Origin of the sequence: Coralliovum pocilloporae, assembly GCF_030845175.1 — a bacterium.
Lineage (GTDB): Bacteria > Pseudomonadota > Alphaproteobacteria > Rhizobiales > Cohaesibacteraceae > Coralliovum > Coralliovum pocilloporae.
Window position 1 is genome coordinate 1,310,647 of the sequence record NZ_CP132542.1, and the last position, 16,499, is coordinate 1,327,145.

Sequence of the window (16,499 nt, forward strand, 5' to 3'; positions counted from 1 at the left end):
AGGGGCGGAACCGCCCCTCTCTATGGTCGCCTTAGCCTTTAAGAAGGTCAACCAGGGTTTGTCCGAGACCGGCAGGAGATGGCGAGACGCGAATGCCCGCCGCTTCCATGGCCTCGATCTTGTCTTCTGCACCGCCTTTACCGCCGGAGATCACAGCGCCTGCATGGCCCATGGTCCGACCCGGAGGTGCCGTACGACCAGCAATGAAACCAACTGTCGGCTTCTTGCGGCCCTTCTTGGCTTCATCAGCAAGGAACTGGGCTGCGTCCTCTTCAGCAGAACCGCCGATTTCACCAATCATGATGATGGATTCCGTTGCCTCATCAGCAAGGAACATTTCCAGCATATCGATGAATTCCGTACCCTTGACCGGGTCACCGCCAATGCCAACAGCCGTTGTCTGGCCGAGACCCTGCTGTGACGTCTGGAACACGGCTTCATAAGTGAGCGTGCCGGAACGGGACACGATGCCCACATTACCCTTCTTGAAGATATTGCCTGGCATAATGCCGATGCGGCATTCATCCGGCGTCAGAACACCCGGACAGTTCGGGCCGAGCAGGCGGCTGGATGATCGATCAAGCTTGGCCTTCACCTTGACCATATCCATGACCGGAACACCTTCCGTGATCGTGACGATCAGCGGCATCTCTGCTTCAATGGCTTCTTCAATAGCAGCACCGCAGAATTTCGGCGGAACATAGATTGCTGTCGCATCAGCACCGGTTGCGGCGCGCGCTTCAGCAACAGAATTGAAAATAGGCAGGGAAACCTGTTCACCATTGACATTACCGGTCCAGGTCTGACCGCCCTTGCCTGGTGTGACGCCGCCAACCATCTGCGTGCCATAGGCAAGCGAGGCTTCGGTATGAAAGGTTCCGGTTTTACCGGTCAGGCCCTGAACAATGACCTTGGTATCTTTATTGACCAGAATGGACATTATTGAGCTCCCTTCACCGCTGCGACAACTTTCTGGGCCGCATCATCCAGATCATCAGCGGCAATTACATTGAGGCCGCTTTCGTTGATGATGGTCTTGCCCTGCTCCACATTGGTGCCCTCAAGACGAACCACCAACGGCACCTGCAAGCCCATTTCCTTCACAGCGGCAACCACACCCTCTGCAATCACATCACATTGCATGATGCCGCCGAAGATGTTGACAAGAATACCTTTTACATTCGGATCAGCTGTGATGATCTTGAACGCAGCCGTCACTTTCTCCTTGGAAGCACCGCCTCCAACATCAAGGAAGTTAGCCGGCTCAGCACCATAAAGCTTGATGATATCCATGGTGGACATGGCCAGGCCAGCACCATTCACCATGCAGCCGATATCACCATCAAGCGCCACATAGGCCAGATCGTGCTTGGACGCTTCGATTTCCTTAGCATCTTCCTCGGTAAGGTCGCGCAGTTCCGCCACATCCGGATGCCGGAAAACCGAGTTGCCATCGAAAGAAACTTTGGCATCAAGAACCTGAACACGACCATCTTTCTTGACGATCAGCGGGTTGATCTCCAGAAGGCTCATGTCCTTTTCGGTGAACGCCTTATAGAGAATCTTAGCCAGCTCAGCACCATCAGTATGGGCATCTCCGGTCAGGCCAAGAGCATCAGCAACGGCTTTTGCATTGTCATCCGTTACACCAACCATCGGATCAATCGGCAGGGTCAGGATTTTTTCAGGCTGGCTGGCCGCCACTTCTTCAATATCCATGCCGCCTTCAGTAGACGCAACAAAAGCGACCTGACCAACAGTGCGGTCCACCAGCAGAGACAGGTAAAGCTCTGTTGCAATATCAGCACCGTCTTCGATGTAGAGCCGATTGACAACTTTGCCTAATGGTCCGGTCTGTTTGGTAACCAGCGTTGAGCCGAGCATCTGCTGGGCATTGGCAATCGCATCTGCTGCATCGAAAGAAACGCGAACACCGCCCTTCTCACCAGCTGAGGCTTCCTGGAACGTGCCCTTGCCACGTCCACCGGCATGGATCTGGGACTTGACCACCCAAACCGGGCCGCCCAGTTTCTCAACGGCTGCAGCAGCTTCATCGGCGGAGAAAATAGCGACGCCATCTGCAACCGGCGCACCATATTCTTTCAACAGCGCTTTCGCCTGATATTCATGGATATTCATGGGTACCGTGCCCCTTTCTGTTGTGAAATCCGGATCAGATTAGTCGGCAAGCGATGGAGCAATACCCTTACAGGCCTCCACCAGTCCCCGAACAGAATCCACCGAATTATCGAACTCGGCCTTTTCATCCTTGTCGAGCTTGATCTCAACCACGCGTTCAACGCCACCTTCCCCGATCACCGTCGGAACGCCGACATACAGTCCATCGACACCATATTCGCCCTTCAGATTGGCGGCACATGGCAGCACACGCTTCTTGTCTTTCAGATAGGATTCAGCCATGGCGATCGCCGATGCGGCAGGCGCATAGAAGGCGGAACCAGTCTTGAGGAGGCCAACGATTTCAGCACCGCCATCACGGGTCCGCTGGATGATTTCATCAAGGCGTGACTGCTTCATCCAGCCCATCTTCACCAGATCCGTCAGCGGGATGCCGGCAACAGTGGAATAACGGGCAAGCGGCACCATGGTGTCACCGTGACCGCCAAGAACGAAGGCCGACACGTCTTCAACCGAGACATTCAGCTCTTCTGCGAGGAAATAACGGAAGCGGGCCGAGTCAAGAACACCGGCCATACCGACAACCTTGTTTTTCGGAAGACCCGAAAACTTCTGCAAGGCCCAGACCATGGCATCCAGCGGGTTTGTGATGCAGATGACAAAGGCATCCGGCGCATATTTGGCAATACCGCTGCCAACCTGCTCCATGACCTTCAGGTTGATGCCGAGAAGGTCATCCCGGCTCATACCAGGCTTACGGGCAACACCGGCTGTGACGATACACACATCGGCGCCGACAATGTCCTCGTAGGAAGACGTACCGGATAGCGCTGAGTCAAATCCGTCAACCGGGGATGATTCGGCAATATCAAGAGCCTTGCCGGACGGGACACCATCAACAATGTCAAACAGAACAACATCGCCGAGTTCTTTCAAGCCAGCCAGATGAGCAAGGGTTCCGCCAATCTGTCCTGCACCTATAAGAGCAATCTTTTTACGGGCCATGGTGATTACGACCTTCCGTTTACGTAAGCGTAAGTTTAAGTTAACCAGGTGAGTTTGTCACTAACCCGATTAGTTCTGTCATTCAAGCGACATTCCAACCGTCATTCGTCGCATATTCCGCACAACACTCCCCTGAATCACACGCTGGTAACCTCACCACCCCCATGCGGTGCTGCAAGGTAATCTTCTGACTGCATTTCGATCAGGCGTGAGACTGTGCGCTGAAATTCAAAGGCCTCCGTTCCACTTTCCGCTTCATAGAGATGAGCTGGATCCGCTGCCGCAGAGGCGATCAGCTTCACTGAATTATCGTAGAGCGCATCAATCAGATTGATAAAGCGCTTGGCTTCATTTCGATTCTGTTTTGACAGGGTCGGAATGTCATCGAGAATAAGTGTGTGATAGCGATGCGCAATCTTGAGATAATCCTGAGCACCAAGCGGCTTTTCGCACAAATCCGAAAACGAGAACCGGGCCACACCACTGCGCGCGGCAGGCACCCTTATCTCACGTCCCTTGTTATGGAGAACATCGCTGTCACCGCTCTGGTGACCCGTCAGGCGCTGCCAGATATCGTTCAGGGCACCTGTACTCTCATCTCCGAGCGGTGCCATGAAAACCGGGCTGCCATTGATCTTCTCAAGCCGGAAGTCGGTCCGGGCATCAAGCCGGACCACGTGAACATGATCCTTGAGCAACTGAACAAATGGAAGAAAATGCCCTCGATTGAGCCCGTCCTTATAAAGCAGGTCAGGGGTAACATTTGAGGTTGCCACCAGAGAGACGCCTCGGTTGAAAAGCTCTGTAAAGAGCCGTCCGAGAATCATCGCATCCGTAATATCTGTGACACTGAATTCGTCAAAGCAGATCAGCTTGGCTTCCGCAGCAATCTCGGTCGCGACAGGCGGAATAGGATCATCGCCCTTCACGGTGCCTGCCTTCAGGCCTTGCCTGTGCGCATGAACCCGCTCGTGCACGTCAGCCATGAACTCATGGAAATGAGCACGCTTTTTGGCTTCCATAGGAACCAGGTCGTGAAACAGATCCATCAGCATGGTCTTGCCGCGACCAACATCTCCCCAGACATAAAGCCCTTTGACGGGGGTCACTTTCTGGCGTTTGGCAAAAAGCCAGCCAAGCGTGCTGCTCTTGGAAGCAAGTTTGAGATTGGCAAGTTCAAGAAGAAAACGGTCAAAGTGCTTCGCGAGAACAACCTGCGCCGGATCACTTTCTATGTCGCCATCAGCAACCATCGACTGATAACAGCCGAGCACCGTATCTCTCATCGCGTCGCGAAGCCCCCAATCAAAGCAGGATATTCTGTTTTGCTTCTCACACGTCGTCTTTCATCATACAGGGCAAGGACGGCAGCCGCCAAGAGGAAGGTTAATCAGTATGGCCGACCAGGCTATCTGACGCAAGGTAACGGTCAGGTTAAGATCAAAACCTCAACGCCAGCCATGCGCAGTCCTGTCTGAACGAACAGTTCCACCAGATCAAGATCATCGGGATTTTGGAAATCAGCCATCCGATCAGTCGTGTGAGACCGGAAAACCACATGAGAATCATGAACATATTTGCAGCTGGTTGCCATGCTCCCGACAGCTTCCAGCTTGAGTGCCCCAATAAAGCCTTTCAGATCCTCAACCTGGCCAACCACCAGACTCTGCTCATCGTCGGATCTTTTGATTTGTAAAATTGCCGGCTTCGATAGGAGATTTTTTTTGGCTTTCCGGTCAGCCAGATCCACGATTTGCCAATCCAGCGTCAAAGCAAGCTGCTGCAGCGAATCACTCCGTCGCAGACGCATACCGCGCGCAGACGAGCGCTTGCGTGTAATCTCGGCTGCTGCTGAAGATCGTTTCCGCGCATCGCCCGACTGGATATCCGCGCGATGAAACCGCACAAGCCGGGTAACCGGATCCACATCAGCAACCCGCCATCCGACGCTCAGCCAGGCATTCTGATGAACCTGGGTTCCGCCTGAATTCGCCCACCACGTTCTGTGCTGAACAGCGCTTCTGGGCAAACTGAACCCCAGCAAAGCCTCTATATCGTCAAACGATGCGGACCATTCACCATCGCCATGTTTGGCGAGGTGGTCTGTCAGCGTCTGGTATTTCCCCATGCCGACTCACTCTGTTGCAACCCCAATAGCAACGGTTAATCTGCAACAGCATAGCATGCAAGATGTGGTAGTAAAATTAAACCAGCATACGAATAGCGCTTACTTTTCCACTGAAAGGTGCGCATAGACCCGTCAGACAGACTCAAACCAACCTGGAACGAGCCGGTCAGGCTGCTGGTTCTTTGAAAGCAAGCTGCAGTTCTTCCCAGTTTTTACCGGCTGCGATAATGCAGGTCTTGCCTTTGGCTGATGTCATCAGGATGGACCAGGTCCCCTCCTGGGACACATAGACTTCCATAACCCCGCGAGACGAGATCAGTCCAACAGCGCGCGGCGCTTCCTTGTACCGGTCTTTCAACAGGCCAATCATATCCGCACGAGCGGCACACGGCATGCCACGCTGCGCCTGGGCTTCAGAGTTCATCAGCCCGGTTGAAAGACATGCAGCCAAGGCAAACGCGCTGCAAATCAGTGCTTTAGAGAGTTTCATACTAACCTCCGTTGGTGTGTGGTGACACCCCTGTCGGAGGGAGATCCGGATCCCGCTCACTGCGGTTTCTAAGTTATAAGGGTCTATGTTCCGCCCGCAAGGTTAACAGGTCCTTAAACGGGCTGGAAAAGTCCGGAAAAGTTCAGATCTTCTGCAAATCCGGCTTAACGGAAAAAGCTGACGGGCCGCTTGTTGGCAACAAGTTCACCGGTAAACCGGGTCTTGGTTTCCGGGTAGAGCTGACCGACCACCTTGCCATCCTGACCAATGAGCGTCAGCAGTTTGTCATCAAGACGCCAGGCACTCACAGATGTCAGTTGATCATTCTGGCAGCGCCGCGTGGTTGCCCTGAAGCCACCGGACCACGTGGTCAGCGTCATGAACAGCTGACAGGTATCGCCATCAGATGCCAGGGTCCAGGCACCAAGCAGATCCGTGCGGGATAAAGCAACAGCGGCAGCTGAAGCCGGGGCACTGAACGCCGAACCGGCAACTTGAGCATTGGCATTGTCCGCTACCAGCGGATCAGTATCAGCATCGGGAAGCGTTTCGCCGGCAACCACATCCGATCCGGCAGGTTCCGGTGCAGGCGTCACGTCAAGGGGCGGCAGCTCCGTGCTTTGCACAGGCGTTGACGGTGCTGGAGGCAGCGCAGCAGGGCCGCCCGCACATCCGGCCAGAAACAGCCCCAATGCAACACCACAGAAAGCCTTGCTTTTCACCGTCATGATTCGCTCCAATGCCAAAACGCGCCCTGCGTATCACGCCCTTTGTGGCATTGGAAGGGCTACAGCGCGCTTCTGAAGCAATAACGCCGCCCGGAGGGCGGCGCATCATTCTTAGGGTCAGCGAGGTTACTTCATGGTCGGGATGGAGAATTCCGCCCCTTCCTTGATACCCGATGGCCAGCGAGCCGTGATCGTCTTCGTACGGGTCCAGAACTTGATTGAGTCAGTTCCATGCTGGTTCAGATCACCAAAGGACGAGCTCTTCCAGCCGCCAAAGGAATGATAGGCCAGCGGCACGGGGATCGGCACATTGATACCAACCATGCCGATATTGATCCGGCTGGCAAAATCACGCGCCGTATCACCATCGCGCGTGTAGATCGCAGTGCCATTGCCGTAAGAATGCTTCATTGGCAGGTCAATGGCTTCTTCGTAGGTTTTGGCACGGACAACCGAGAGAACCGGACCAAAGATCTCGGTCTTGTAGATATCCATGTCAGGCGTCACCTTATCGAACAGGCAGCCTCCCATGAAGTTCCCGTTCTCATAGCCCTGCATGGTAAAGCCGCGACCATCCACCACAAGCTCGGCGCCTTCCTCGACACCACGGTCCACCAGACCCTTGATCCGGGTCAGGGCTTCCTTGGTCACTACGGGCCCCATATCCGCTTTCTCGTCGGTGTAAGGTCCGACGCGAAGGCTTTCGACACGTGGTGTCAGCATATCCACAAGGCGATTGGCGGTTTCTTCACCCACAGGAACAGCCACGGAAATCGCCATGCAGCGTTCACCGGCAGATCCATAGCCCGCACCGATCAAGGCATCTGCTGCCTGTTCAAGATCCGCGTCCGGCATGATGATCATATGGTTTTTCGCGCCACCAAAGGTCTGGGCACGCTTGCCGTGAGCCGTTGCCTGCGCATAGACATATTGCGCGATAGGCGTGGACCCAACAAAGGATACGGCACCGATATCCGGATCGTCACAAAGGGCATCCACAGCCACCTTGTCACCATTGACCACATTAAGAACACCCGCAGGCAGTCCCGCCTCAATCATCAGCTCGGCCAGGCGCATCGGAACAGACGGATCACGCTCGGACGGTTTCAGGATAAAGGCATTGCCACAGGCAATGGCAGGCGCGAACATCCACATCGGGATCATGGCCGGGAAGTTGAACGGCGTGATACCGGCACCAATGCCAACCGGCTGGCGCATGGAGAACATGTCGATGCCCGGACCAGCCCCTTCGGTGAACTCGCCCTTCTGAAGATGCGGAATCCCGCAGACAAATTCACAGACTTCCAGACCGCGAATAACATCGCCCTTGGCATCATCCAGGGTTTTGCCATGCTCCCGAGACAGGAGCTCTGCCAGCTCATCCATATTCTGATTGAGCAGATCCACAAACTTGAAGAAAACACGCGCCCGACGCTGCGGATTGGTCGCGCCCCAGGCAGCCTGCGCCTCTTTGGCATTGGCAACGGCAGCCCTGATCTCTTCAACGGAAGCCAGAGCCACCGTCTTCTCCACTTCACCCGTTGCCGGGTTATAGACATCTGCACTGCGTCCAGACGTTCCCGCGACGTGCTGTCCACCGATAAAATGACCAATCTCTGCCATGAGAGGCTCCTCCATAAACAATCTGCCCTGTTGTCGCACTCCATAATTTAATGTGCAATAGTCACGAAAGCGCATCTGTTGTGCATTTTTGCACATTACTCACTTGGAGAGCAGAATGAACTGGGACGATGTCCGCATCTTTCTCGCCATCGCAAGAGCCGGCCAGCTGCTCGCCGCAGCCAAACGGCTCGGCATCAATCATGCCACGGTCGGCAGACGCCTGACCGCACTCGAACAGGACCTGAAGGCCAAGCTCATTGACCGGCGCCCGAATGGCTGCGCCCTGACGGAACAGGGAGAACAGTTTCTCACTCTCGCCGAGCGCATGGAAGCCGATATGCTCACAGCCCGCAGCACGATAGGCGGCACGGATGTGGATCTGTCCGGTACCGTCCGCATCGGTGCATCAGATGGCTTCGGCGCAATCTTTCTCGCGCCGCGCCTTGGACCGCTTCTTGAGCGCTATCCTGACCTGAAGATCGAGCTGGTACCGGTTCCTCAGAGCTTTTCCCTATCACGGCGTGAGGCTGACATCGCGATTACCATAGGCAGGCCGGATCATGGGCGCGTGATTGCCCGAAAGCTCGTCGATTACAGTCTGTCCCTGTTTGCAAGCCAGACCTATCTCGAGCAACACGGGACACCGGCATCCATCGAAGACCTGCAGAGCCATCGTCTCGTGAGCTATGTGGATGACCTGGTGTTCAACCCGAACCTTCACTACACGTCAGAATTCAGCAGAAACTGGGCCGCACAGTTTGAATGCGCCACGACTCACGGACAGATGGAGGCGGTCAATGCCGGTCTCGGTATTGGTATATTGCATGATTATCTGGTGAAGGATCATCACAGACTGAAGCGCATTCTCCACCAGCATTCCATCACCCGCTCCTACTGGCTGGTTTTTCACGAGACAATCCGGGATCTGCAGCGCATCAAGACTGTTGCCGAGTTCATCTATGATCTCGTCGGCAGGGAAAAGTCCGTTTTCAACAGTCCTGCATGATCAGATCTGTCATTTGCAGCAGACCGGACAGTGCCGCAACCGACCTGTCATCAGAAGGGGAAGACTGGGCCAGGGACGACAGATAGGCTTTGTAGCTGCGCACCACCCGGCCGGGAAACGCTGCTTCCATAGCAACGCCGGTCGGTTTATCGAAGCAGATGACCTGATCCAGATCAGGCGCAAAAGGCTGAGCAAAGATCTGCCAGGATTTTGGGTGCAGCCCCTCGGCAGACAGACCTGTTTTGTCCAGCATCCGCTTCAGTTTTGGGCTGACCCGCTCTCCCGGCTCGAGCCCGGCACTAAAGGCACGAAGATCTGTTGCCGAACGTCCATTGATGTAGGCTTCTGCAAACTGGCTGAGAAACGCGTTATCCCGGCAGACAAGCAGAACACTCTTCTGACGCATCGAATCACCCCTTCCATCCGTCTGGAAAATTCGATTGCGGACATACGCGCACTTCATGACAGAAATGCCACGAAAGAAAGACATTCTGTCGAAAAAGAAATAACGGCCTTGTGGTTAAATTTTCTTTCAACATTTTCCGGCTAACTGGTGGCGGGAACGGAGCAAAAAGCATTTCACATGATTGCTGGAAAACACATCCGATCAACCGCACTACTGGTCAGCTTCTGGCTTTTCATGACCAGCGGATTATTTGGCCTGATGGCCATGCCAAAAGCTGGTTCAGATCGTCTTGCGATTTTTTTTTACCTCCCTGGTCTGAGGCTGGCTCTGTCATGCACGTCATTGCCAATGCTGATGGGCGCCTGCTGTCACCGGGGCGCTGGCCCTGGGTTGCTGTTGCACAATCAGATGACCCGGAATTTGTCGCACGGCTCTATGCAGCTGGTGCTGTTTTTGTCGGGAACGCGGATGCGTTCTCCCTCTGTTTTACGGATCAAGGAACGCAGATATAGGCCTCAAACGCCTCTGCAGAAATGAGTATAAACGATGATCAAACTGTCAGAAATCCGCCAGCAATTCGCGCGTTTTCTCTGCGCGCTGCTCTGGGTCAATGTTGCAATTCTTACTGGGTTGGCTCTGACAGGATCAGGTCTTGGCGGCTGGATTGCTACTGCTATGGGACTGACCGGAGCAGGCCTCACCACAGCACTCTATAAGAGTTCCGGTACGGGTACCCTGACCCGGGATGTCAGCGCTGTCAGCATATCATCTCAGGTTGCCCTGATCGTCTTTCTGTTCTCCGGTCACAGTTACCAGGTTGACTGGCACATGTATTTCTTCGCGGCTCTGGCCGTGCTCGCTGGCTGGTGCTGCTGGCGCACAATCGTTGTCGGTGCCGGAACCATCGCGGTTCACCATCTGGCACTGAACTTCGCTTACCCGATGGCTGTCTTTCCGGAAGGTGGAGATCTGGTCCGCGTGCTACTCCATGCTGGCATTCTCATCCTCCAGGCCAGTGCGCTGATCTGGGTAACAGCCAAACTGGCTGGCACATTGAATCTTGCAGCAACCGCTGTCGAGGAAGCCGAGGATGCAAAAGCTGAAGCAGAAACCCTTCTCGCTCAACAGGCTGGTTCCCAGGAACGGGATCAGGAGCGCAATCAGACGATCAATCAGCTGATTGAACAGTTCCAGTCAAAAGCGGAAAATGCACTCCATGCTGTATCTGAAACCAATCAGACCATGGAAGAAACCGCCCAGACGCTGACATCGGTAGCGAACAACACGCTTGCCCAGTCCAGCAATGCCTCGGATGCGTCAAATACAGCCAATGGCAGCGTGGAAACCGTTGCAGCCGCCGCCGAAGAACTGTCCGCTTCAATTGAGGAAATTCGACGACAGGTCTCTCACACGAAACGTATCGTGTCTGAAACCTCCACGGCTGCCCAGTCCACCAACGAGAAGGTATCGAGCCTCGATACGGCAGCACAGAAAATTGGCGAAGTCGTCACGCTCATTCAGGACATTGCCGAGCAGACCAACCTTCTGGCCCTGAACGCCACAATCGAGGCTGCACGCGCCGGCGAAATGGGCAAGGGTTTTGCCGTAGTCGCCTCTGAAGTGAAGGAACTGGCGAACCAGACGTCCAAGGCAACCGAGGAAATCTCCCAGCAGATTTCCGGTATCCAGTCTTCCACCAAGGATGCTGTGGACGCCATTGATTCCATTGCTAAGACAATGAATGACGTCAACGACTACACATCATCAATTGCCGTTGCCGTTGAAGAACAGGGTGCGGCCACAGGCGAAATCAGCTCCAGTGTCCAGTCTGCAGCGGAGGGCACCCGCATGGTGTCTCAGAATATCGGCAACGTCTCGGAATCGGTCTCAACGACGAGTGATGCAGCGAATCGAGTTCTTGATGCGGGCAACGAGCTCTCCCGCCAGACAAATGTCCTGCGCGAGGAAATCAACAGCTTCCTTTCAAGCGTCAAGGCCGCGTAAGGCTTCCTGACCCTTTAAAGCAAAAAGCCCGCAGATCCCAGGATCCGCGGGCTTTTCTTATATCGAAACAGTCTGCTCTCTAAATCCGTCGCTCGACCATCATCTTTTTGATCTCGGCAATGGCTTTTGCCGGATTGAGGCCTTTCGGGCAGGTCTGCGAACAGTTCATGATTGTGTGGCAGCGATAGAGACGGAACGGGTCTTCCAGATTATCCAGACGTTCACCTGTCGCTTCATCACGGCTGTCAATGAGCCAGCGATAGGCCTGCAGCAGCACTGCAGGGCCGAGATACCGGTCACCATTCCACCAGTAGCTCGGGCAGGATGTGGAACAGCAGGCACACAGGATACATTCGTAGAGACCGTCGAGTTTCTCGCGGTCCTCACGGCTCTGCAGCCATTCCTTCTGCGGTTCTGGCGTTGTCGTCTGCAGCCACGGCTCAATGGACCGGTGCTGGGCATAGAAATTATTGAGGTCCGGAACCAGATCCTTGACCACCGGCATATGCGGCAGCGGATAGATCTTCACCGCACCATTCACCTCATCCATACCCTTGGTACAGGCCAGTGTGTTGGTTCCATCGATATTCATCGCGCAGGATCCGCAAATGCCCTCGCGACAGGACCGACGGAATGTCAGGGTCGGGTCCACCTTGTTCTTGATGTAGATAAGGCCATCGAGAACCATTGGCCCACAATCATCCAGGTCCACATAATAGGTGTCGACGCTCGGATTGGCATCGTCATCCGGACTCCAGCGATAAATCCGGTATTCCCGGACATTCGCTGCGCCATCCGGTTTCGGCCAGACCTTACCTTCGGTTACCTGCGAATTCTTGGGGAGTGCTAGTTCAACCATGTCGCCTGTCCTCGCCCTTAATACACACGCGCTTTTGGCGCAATTTTCTTGAGATCAATGCCGCCATCCTCAAACTTGGTCAGCGGTTCAAGAACCACAGGACGATAGTCAAGTTTGACCTCTCCCTCGTCGTTGACCCACGACAGGGTGTGCTTGCGCCACTCTTCGTCGTTACGGCCAGCCAATGGGCCATCCTTGTAGTCCTCACGGGCATGAGCCCCGCGGCTTTCCTTACGCGCTTCAGCGCCATAAACCGTGGTGATGGCATTGGCCATCAGGTTCTCAAGCTCAAGACTCTCCACGAGATCCGAGTTCCAGACCATCGACCGGTCAGTGACCTTGATGTCCTTCATTTCTCCCCAGATCGCCGAGATGCGCTTGCAACCCTGTTCAAGACTTTCCTGGGTGCGGAATACGGCTGCATCGTCCTGCATGGCCCGCTGCATCTTCTCACGCAGATCAGCAGTCGGAATGGCACCATCCGCATAACGAACCCGGTCGAAGCGATCCATGATCTTCTCGCAGGACGCCGCATTGGGGGTCGGGATGGCCTCTTCGCGATTGATCACCTGACCCGCACGAATAGCTGCAGCGCGCCCAAACACCACAAGGTCGATCAGGGAGTTTGATCCAAGACGGTTTGCCCCATGAACCGATGCACAGCCAGCTTCACCAACAGCCATCAGACCAGGCTGGATGCGGTTCGGATTATCACCATCCGCATTCAGCGCTTCGCCCCAGTAATTGGTTGGAATACCGCCCATATTGTAGTGAACCGTCGGCAGAACCGGGATCGGTTCTCTGGTGACATCAACACCGGCAAAGATCTTGGCGGATTCAGAAATACCCGGCAGGCGTTCTGCCAGCAGCGCCGGATCAAGATGATCCAGGTGCAGGTAGATATGGTCTGTTGCCTTACCAACACCGCGCCCTTCACGGATTTCCATGGTCATGCAGCGGGAAACCACATCGCGGGATGCAAGATCCTTGGCACTCGGTGCATAACGCTCCATGAAGCGCTCGCCTTCCGAGTTCACCAGATAGCCGCCTTCACCGCGCGCACCCTCTGTAATCAAACAGCCTGAGCCATAGATTCCCGTCGGGTGGAACTGTACGAACTCCATATCCTGCATTGGCAGCCCGGCACGCGCCACCATACCACCACCATCACCTGTACAGGTATGAGCGGACGTGGCAGAGAAATAGGCTCGACCATAACCACCTGTCGCCAGAACCACCATTTTCGCCGCAAAGCGGTGGATGGTACCGTCATCAAGGTTCCAGGCAATCACGCCCTGGCAGACCCCGTCGTCAGACATGATCAGATCAAGCGCAAAATACTCGATGAAGAACTGCGCATTGTTCCGAAGCGACTGGCCATACAATGTGTGCAGAATGGCATGACCGGTCCGGTCTGCCGCCGCGCAGGTCCGTTGCACGGGCGGGCCATCGCCATAATTCTGCATATGCCCGCCAAACGGACGCTGATAGATCCGGCCGTCTTCGGTCCGCGAGAACGGCACACCGTAATGCTCAAGTTCATAGACTGCAGCTGGAGCCTCTTTCGCCAGATATTCCATGGCGTCTGTATCACCCAGCCAGTCCGATCCCTTGACCGTATCGTACATGTGCCATTCCCAGCAGTCTGGCGTCATGTTGGTAAGGGAGGCAGCAATACCGCCCTGCGCCGCAACCGTGTGCGAGCGGGTCGGGAAAACCTTGGTAATACAGGCTGTCTTCAGCCCCTGCTCGGCCATGCCAAGCGTCGCACGGAGCCCGGCACCACCGGCACCGACAACGATCACATCAAACTGGTGATCGACAAACTGATAGGCAGATGCCATCCCATCAACCTCCGAAACTGATTTTGGCAATGGCGTAGAGAGCGGAGAAACCGATCAACACGCTGAAGAATGTATTGGCGAGCAGAGAGAGCACTTTCAGTCCTTCAGTGTGAATGTAGTCCTCAATCACGATCTGCATGCCAAGTTTCATGTGAATGACGCCGGAAATGACCATAAGGCTGGTCAGAATAGCGATCACCGGATGCGCCATGGTTTCCCGTGCCGTGACGAAATCCATGCTCGACATGGAAATCACCAGAATGACGAAAAACAGCATCAGCGGCACATTGGCCACAGCTGTCAGACGCTGATGCCAGAAATGTTCTGTGCCTTCCTTGGCAGACCCCAGGCCCCGTACTTTTCCAAGTGGCGTTCTCATATCCATTGTTCTGCCTCCCCTAAAGGCCGCGCACGGCATAAGCGATTACCCAAACCACAATGGTCAGCGCAATCGAGCCGACAAGTGTCGCTTTTGCCAGCCAGTCACGGCTGCCTTTTTCAAGGCCATGGCCAAAGTCCCAGATGAAGTGACGCAACCCGCCCAGCATGTGATGCAGCAGCGCCCATGTATATCCAAGCAGGATGATCCGGCCGATCCAGGATCCGAAGAACCATTGCACAGCATCATAGGACTTCGGATTGCCCGCCAGCGCCAGAAGCCACAGAACCACCAGAACCGTGCCGAGATAAAGTGCAACGCCGGTAATCCGGTGCACAATCGACATCATCATGGTGAAAATAGGCTTGTAGATCTGCAAATGCGGGGAGAGAGGGCGTTTCGCCTTCAGATCAATGTTTGACATAATTGGTTCCCGACTCCATCTTACGTAAACGTAAAGATGTTTATTTGGAGGCTATGTCCTTTTCTAGCGGCTATACTGGCAGGCGTCAAAGCCACCATGTCGAAAATGGCATATTTTCATGCGAAAACAGAATGCGTCTGTCTGATTACGCATAGGCTTTTCGACTAATAGGGCAAAGAAAGGATCGATTGTGCAGCTCCCCCAACCAACAGCACACGAACAGATGTAACTTCAAATGGCAGCAACACCCTGCCCGCCATTACGCATAAGACTGGAAAAAACTGGTTTACAATCTATTAAGATACCAGGCTTTCAGATTGCAATCATCGCGGCATCAGCAACCAGAGATCCAGATCCAGGACAACACCGTCTTCATACCCCTTGCCCTGATCTCTATATGGATGATCCGAACATGGCCGGTCCTTGCTGGCAACCAGCCTCACGCGGAGCCCACCCACATCATCACGACCGGGCAAATCGGCCTTATCGAGGATTTCCGACCAAGCAAAGACCGTGTCTCCGGCAAAGAGCGGCGCCACATGGGTACCGCCATTGATCGCTGCTATGTGAAAGGCATTGCCCAGACCGTTGAAACTCAGCGCCCGGGCCAGTGAAATCACGTGGCCACCATAGATCAGCCGCCGGCCAAAACGCCCCTGCCCTTCCGTGAACTGGTTGAAATGGACCTTGGCCGTGTTCTGATAAAGCCGTGTAGCCAGTTGATGCTCGGCTTCTTCCACCGTCATCCCGTCCACATGATCTATCTTTTCCCCGACCGCATAATCATCGAACCGGAAGTGAGCTCCGGCAAGTGTTCCGTCATAGGCATCCCGATCGATAATCGGGCAGGCATTGCCAAGAGCATCAGGACTGACGAAATCCGGCAGGTCCGGGATAACAGGATCAGGAGCCGGGCTGGTCGGGTCCTTCTTGCGCACCATCACCCAACGCACATAATCCAGAACTTCAGTACCATCCGCCTTGTAGCCCGTTGAACGGACATAAACGACCCCGGTCTTGCCATTGGAGTTTTCTTTCACGCCGATTACTTCAGACACCGAGGAAAGTGTCTCACCCGGATAGACCGGAGCCAGAAAACGGCACCCCGCATATCCCAGATTGGCAACGGCATTGAGCGAGATATCCGGCACAGTCTTGCCGAACACCACATGGAAAACCAGCATGTCATCGAGCGGGCTTCGGGGATAACCGATCGTTTCGGCAAAGGCAGAGGAAGACTGCACCGCGAACCGGCTGCCATAGAGGGCCGTATAGAGAGCGGCATCCCCTTCAGTCACCGTGCGCGGCGTGGCATGACGCATGATCATGCCCACATAGAAATCCTCAAAGAAATTGCCCGGATTGGTCTTGCTCATCAAACGGTCCTCATTCCCATAATGGGCCCATAGTGGACCCATAGTGGGACTCTGCTAGCGAACCCGGGGCCAGCTGTCACCTCTCAAT

Annotated in this window: 17 protein-coding genes; 3 read left to right on the forward strand and 14 right to left on the reverse strand. The window is 54.8% G+C overall.

Annotated features, from left to right (window positions below; translation table 11 throughout):
- Positions 1–31: 31 nt before the first annotated feature.
- The 8 genes from sucD to RA157_RS06120 form a co-directional block, all read right to left on the reverse strand.
- Entirely contained in the window at positions 32–940 is a 909-nt protein-coding gene (gene sucD / locus RA157_RS06085; RefSeq protein WP_350335578.1) for a succinate--CoA ligase subunit alpha, read from the reverse strand.
- Positions 940–2,139: an ADP-forming succinate--CoA ligase subunit beta gene (gene sucC, locus RA157_RS06090; RefSeq protein ID WP_350335579.1), complete on the reverse strand. Its 1,200-nt coding sequence runs from the start codon at positions 2,137–2,139 to the stop codon at positions 940–942. The genes sucD and sucC overlap by 1 nt, the downstream gene beginning before the upstream one ends.
- Before the next feature lie 39 nt (positions 2,140–2,178).
- Entirely contained in the window at positions 2,179–3,144 is a 966-nt protein-coding gene (mdh, locus tag RA157_RS06095; protein ID WP_350335580.1) for a malate dehydrogenase, read from the reverse strand.
- A 137-nt stretch (positions 3,145–3,281) separates the two neighbouring features.
- A complete protein-coding gene (gene zapE, locus RA157_RS06100) occupies positions 3,282–4,430 on the reverse strand; it encodes a cell division protein ZapE (protein WP_350335581.1) in 1,149 nt (382 codons plus the stop codon).
- 143 nt (positions 4,431–4,573) lie between these two features.
- On the reverse strand, positions 4,574–5,272 hold the full coding sequence (locus RA157_RS06105) for a DUF7662 domain-containing protein (protein ID WP_350335582.1): 699 nt from the start codon (positions 5,270–5,272) through the stop codon (positions 4,574–4,576).
- Between the two features lie 166 nt (positions 5,273–5,438).
- On the reverse strand, positions 5,439–5,762 hold the full coding sequence (locus RA157_RS06110; protein WP_350335583.1) for a hypothetical protein: 324 nt from the start codon (positions 5,760–5,762) through the stop codon (positions 5,439–5,441).
- A gap of 164 nt (positions 5,763–5,926) precedes the next feature.
- Positions 5,927–6,490: an AprI/Inh family metalloprotease inhibitor gene (locus tag RA157_RS06115; protein ID WP_350335584.1), complete on the reverse strand. Its 564-nt coding sequence runs from the start codon at positions 6,488–6,490 to the stop codon at positions 5,927–5,929.
- A gap of 126 nt (positions 6,491–6,616) precedes the next feature.
- Positions 6,617–8,113 (reverse strand): CoA-acylating methylmalonate-semialdehyde dehydrogenase, encoded by a 1,497-nt coding sequence (locus RA157_RS06120; protein ID WP_350335585.1) that lies wholly within the window; start codon positions 8,111–8,113, stop codon positions 6,617–6,619.
- Positions 8,114–8,228: 115 nt separating this feature from the next.
- Here RA157_RS06120 and RA157_RS06125 point away from each other — a divergent pair, with 115 nt between their 5' ends.
- A complete protein-coding gene (locus RA157_RS06125; protein ID WP_350335586.1) occupies positions 8,229–9,119 on the forward strand; it encodes a LysR family transcriptional regulator in 891 nt (296 codons plus the stop codon).
- Here the strand turns inward: RA157_RS06125 and RA157_RS06130 are convergent.
- On the reverse strand, positions 9,103–9,525 hold the full coding sequence (locus tag RA157_RS06130; RefSeq protein WP_350335587.1) for an arsenate-mycothiol transferase ArsC: 423 nt from the start codon (positions 9,523–9,525) through the stop codon (positions 9,103–9,105). The two genes, RA157_RS06125 and RA157_RS06130, sit on opposite strands and share 17 nt — an antisense overlap.
- 332 nt (positions 9,526–9,857) lie before the next feature.
- Here RA157_RS06130 and RA157_RS06135 point away from each other — a divergent pair, with 332 nt between their 5' ends.
- The gene (locus RA157_RS06135; RefSeq protein ID WP_350335588.1) at positions 9,858–10,037 is read left to right on the forward strand and encodes a hypothetical protein; all 180 of its coding nucleotides are present in this window, start codon (positions 9,858–9,860) and stop codon (positions 10,035–10,037) included.
- A 34-nt stretch (positions 10,038–10,071) separates the two neighbouring features.
- Positions 10,072–11,529 (forward strand): methyl-accepting chemotaxis protein, encoded by a 1,458-nt coding sequence (locus RA157_RS06140; protein ID WP_350335589.1) that lies wholly within the window; start codon positions 10,072–10,074, stop codon positions 11,527–11,529.
- A 79-nt stretch (positions 11,530–11,608) separates the two neighbouring features.
- Here the strand turns inward: RA157_RS06140 and RA157_RS06145 are convergent, their stop codons facing one another.
- From RA157_RS06145 to RA157_RS06165, 5 genes are all read right to left on the reverse strand, one after another.
- Positions 11,609–12,388: a succinate dehydrogenase iron-sulfur subunit gene (locus tag RA157_RS06145; protein ID WP_350335590.1), complete on the reverse strand. Its 780-nt coding sequence runs from the start codon at positions 12,386–12,388 to the stop codon at positions 11,609–11,611.
- Positions 12,389–12,405: 17 nt separating this feature from the next.
- Positions 12,406–14,232: a succinate dehydrogenase flavoprotein subunit gene (gene sdhA / locus RA157_RS06150; RefSeq protein WP_350335591.1), complete on the reverse strand. Its 1,827-nt coding sequence runs from the start codon at positions 14,230–14,232 to the stop codon at positions 12,406–12,408.
- A 4-nt stretch (positions 14,233–14,236) separates the two neighbouring features.
- Positions 14,237–14,617: a succinate dehydrogenase, hydrophobic membrane anchor protein gene (sdhD, locus tag RA157_RS06155; RefSeq protein WP_350335592.1), complete on the reverse strand. Its 381-nt coding sequence runs from the start codon at positions 14,615–14,617 to the stop codon at positions 14,237–14,239.
- A 13-nt stretch (positions 14,618–14,630) separates the two neighbouring features.
- Positions 14,631–15,035, reverse strand: a complete 405-nt coding sequence (sdhC, locus tag RA157_RS06160; protein WP_350335593.1) for a succinate dehydrogenase, cytochrome b556 subunit — start codon at positions 15,033–15,035, stop codon at positions 14,631–14,633.
- Between the two features lie 323 nt (positions 15,036–15,358).
- Complete coding sequence (locus RA157_RS06165; RefSeq protein ID WP_350335594.1) at positions 15,359–16,411, reverse strand: MaoC family dehydratase; 1,053 nt, start codon at positions 16,409–16,411, stop codon at positions 15,359–15,361.
- Positions 16,412–16,499: the final 88 nt, after the last annotated feature.

Bases quoted from the DNA above. Each gene is read 5' to 3' on its own strand.
- sucD (WP_350335578.1), bottom strand. From the start codon at position 940: ATGTCCATTCTGGTCAATAAAGATACCAAGGTCATTGTTCAGGGCCTG.
- sucC (WP_350335579.1), bottom strand. From the start codon at position 2,139: ATGAATATCCATGAATATCAGGCGAAAGCGCTGTTGAAAGAATATGGT.
- mdh (WP_350335580.1), bottom strand. From the start codon at position 3,144: ATGGCCCGTAAAAAGATTGCTCTTATAGGTGCAGGACAGATTGGCGGA.
- zapE (WP_350335581.1), bottom strand. From the start codon at position 4,430: ATGAGAGATACGGTGCTCGGCTGTTATCAGTCGATGGTTGCTGATGGC.
- RA157_RS06105 (WP_350335582.1), bottom strand. From the start codon at position 5,272: ATGGGGAAATACCAGACGCTGACAGACCACCTCGCCAAACATGGCGAT.
- RA157_RS06110 (WP_350335583.1), bottom strand. From the start codon at position 5,762: ATGAAACTCTCTAAAGCACTGATTTGCAGCGCGTTTGCCTTGGCTGCA.
- RA157_RS06115 (WP_350335584.1), bottom strand. From the start codon at position 6,490: ATGACGGTGAAAAGCAAGGCTTTCTGTGGTGTTGCATTGGGGCTGTTT.
- RA157_RS06120 (WP_350335585.1), bottom strand. From the start codon at position 8,113: ATGGCAGAGATTGGTCATTTTATCGGTGGACAGCACGTCGCGGGAACG.
- RA157_RS06125 (WP_350335586.1), top strand. From the start codon at position 8,229: ATGAACTGGGACGATGTCCGCATCTTTCTCGCCATCGCAAGAGCCGGC.
- RA157_RS06130 (WP_350335587.1), bottom strand. From the start codon at position 9,525: ATGCGTCAGAAGAGTGTTCTGCTTGTCTGCCGGGATAACGCGTTTCTC.
- RA157_RS06135 (WP_350335588.1), top strand. From the start codon at position 9,858: ATGCACGTCATTGCCAATGCTGATGGGCGCCTGCTGTCACCGGGGCGC.
- RA157_RS06140 (WP_350335589.1), top strand. From the start codon at position 10,072: ATGATCAAACTGTCAGAAATCCGCCAGCAATTCGCGCGTTTTCTCTGC.
- RA157_RS06145 (WP_350335590.1), bottom strand. From the start codon at position 12,388: ATGGTTGAACTAGCACTCCCCAAGAATTCGCAGGTAACCGAAGGTAAG.
- sdhA (WP_350335591.1), bottom strand. From the start codon at position 14,232: ATGGCATCTGCCTATCAGTTTGTCGATCACCAGTTTGATGTGATCGTT.
- sdhD (WP_350335592.1), bottom strand. From the start codon at position 14,617: ATGGATATGAGAACGCCACTTGGAAAAGTACGGGGCCTGGGGTCTGCC.
- sdhC (WP_350335593.1), bottom strand. From the start codon at position 15,035: ATGTCAAACATTGATCTGAAGGCGAAACGCCCTCTCTCCCCGCATTTG.
- RA157_RS06165 (WP_350335594.1), bottom strand. From the start codon at position 16,411: ATGAGCAAGACCAATCCGGGCAATTTCTTTGAGGATTTCTATGTGGGC.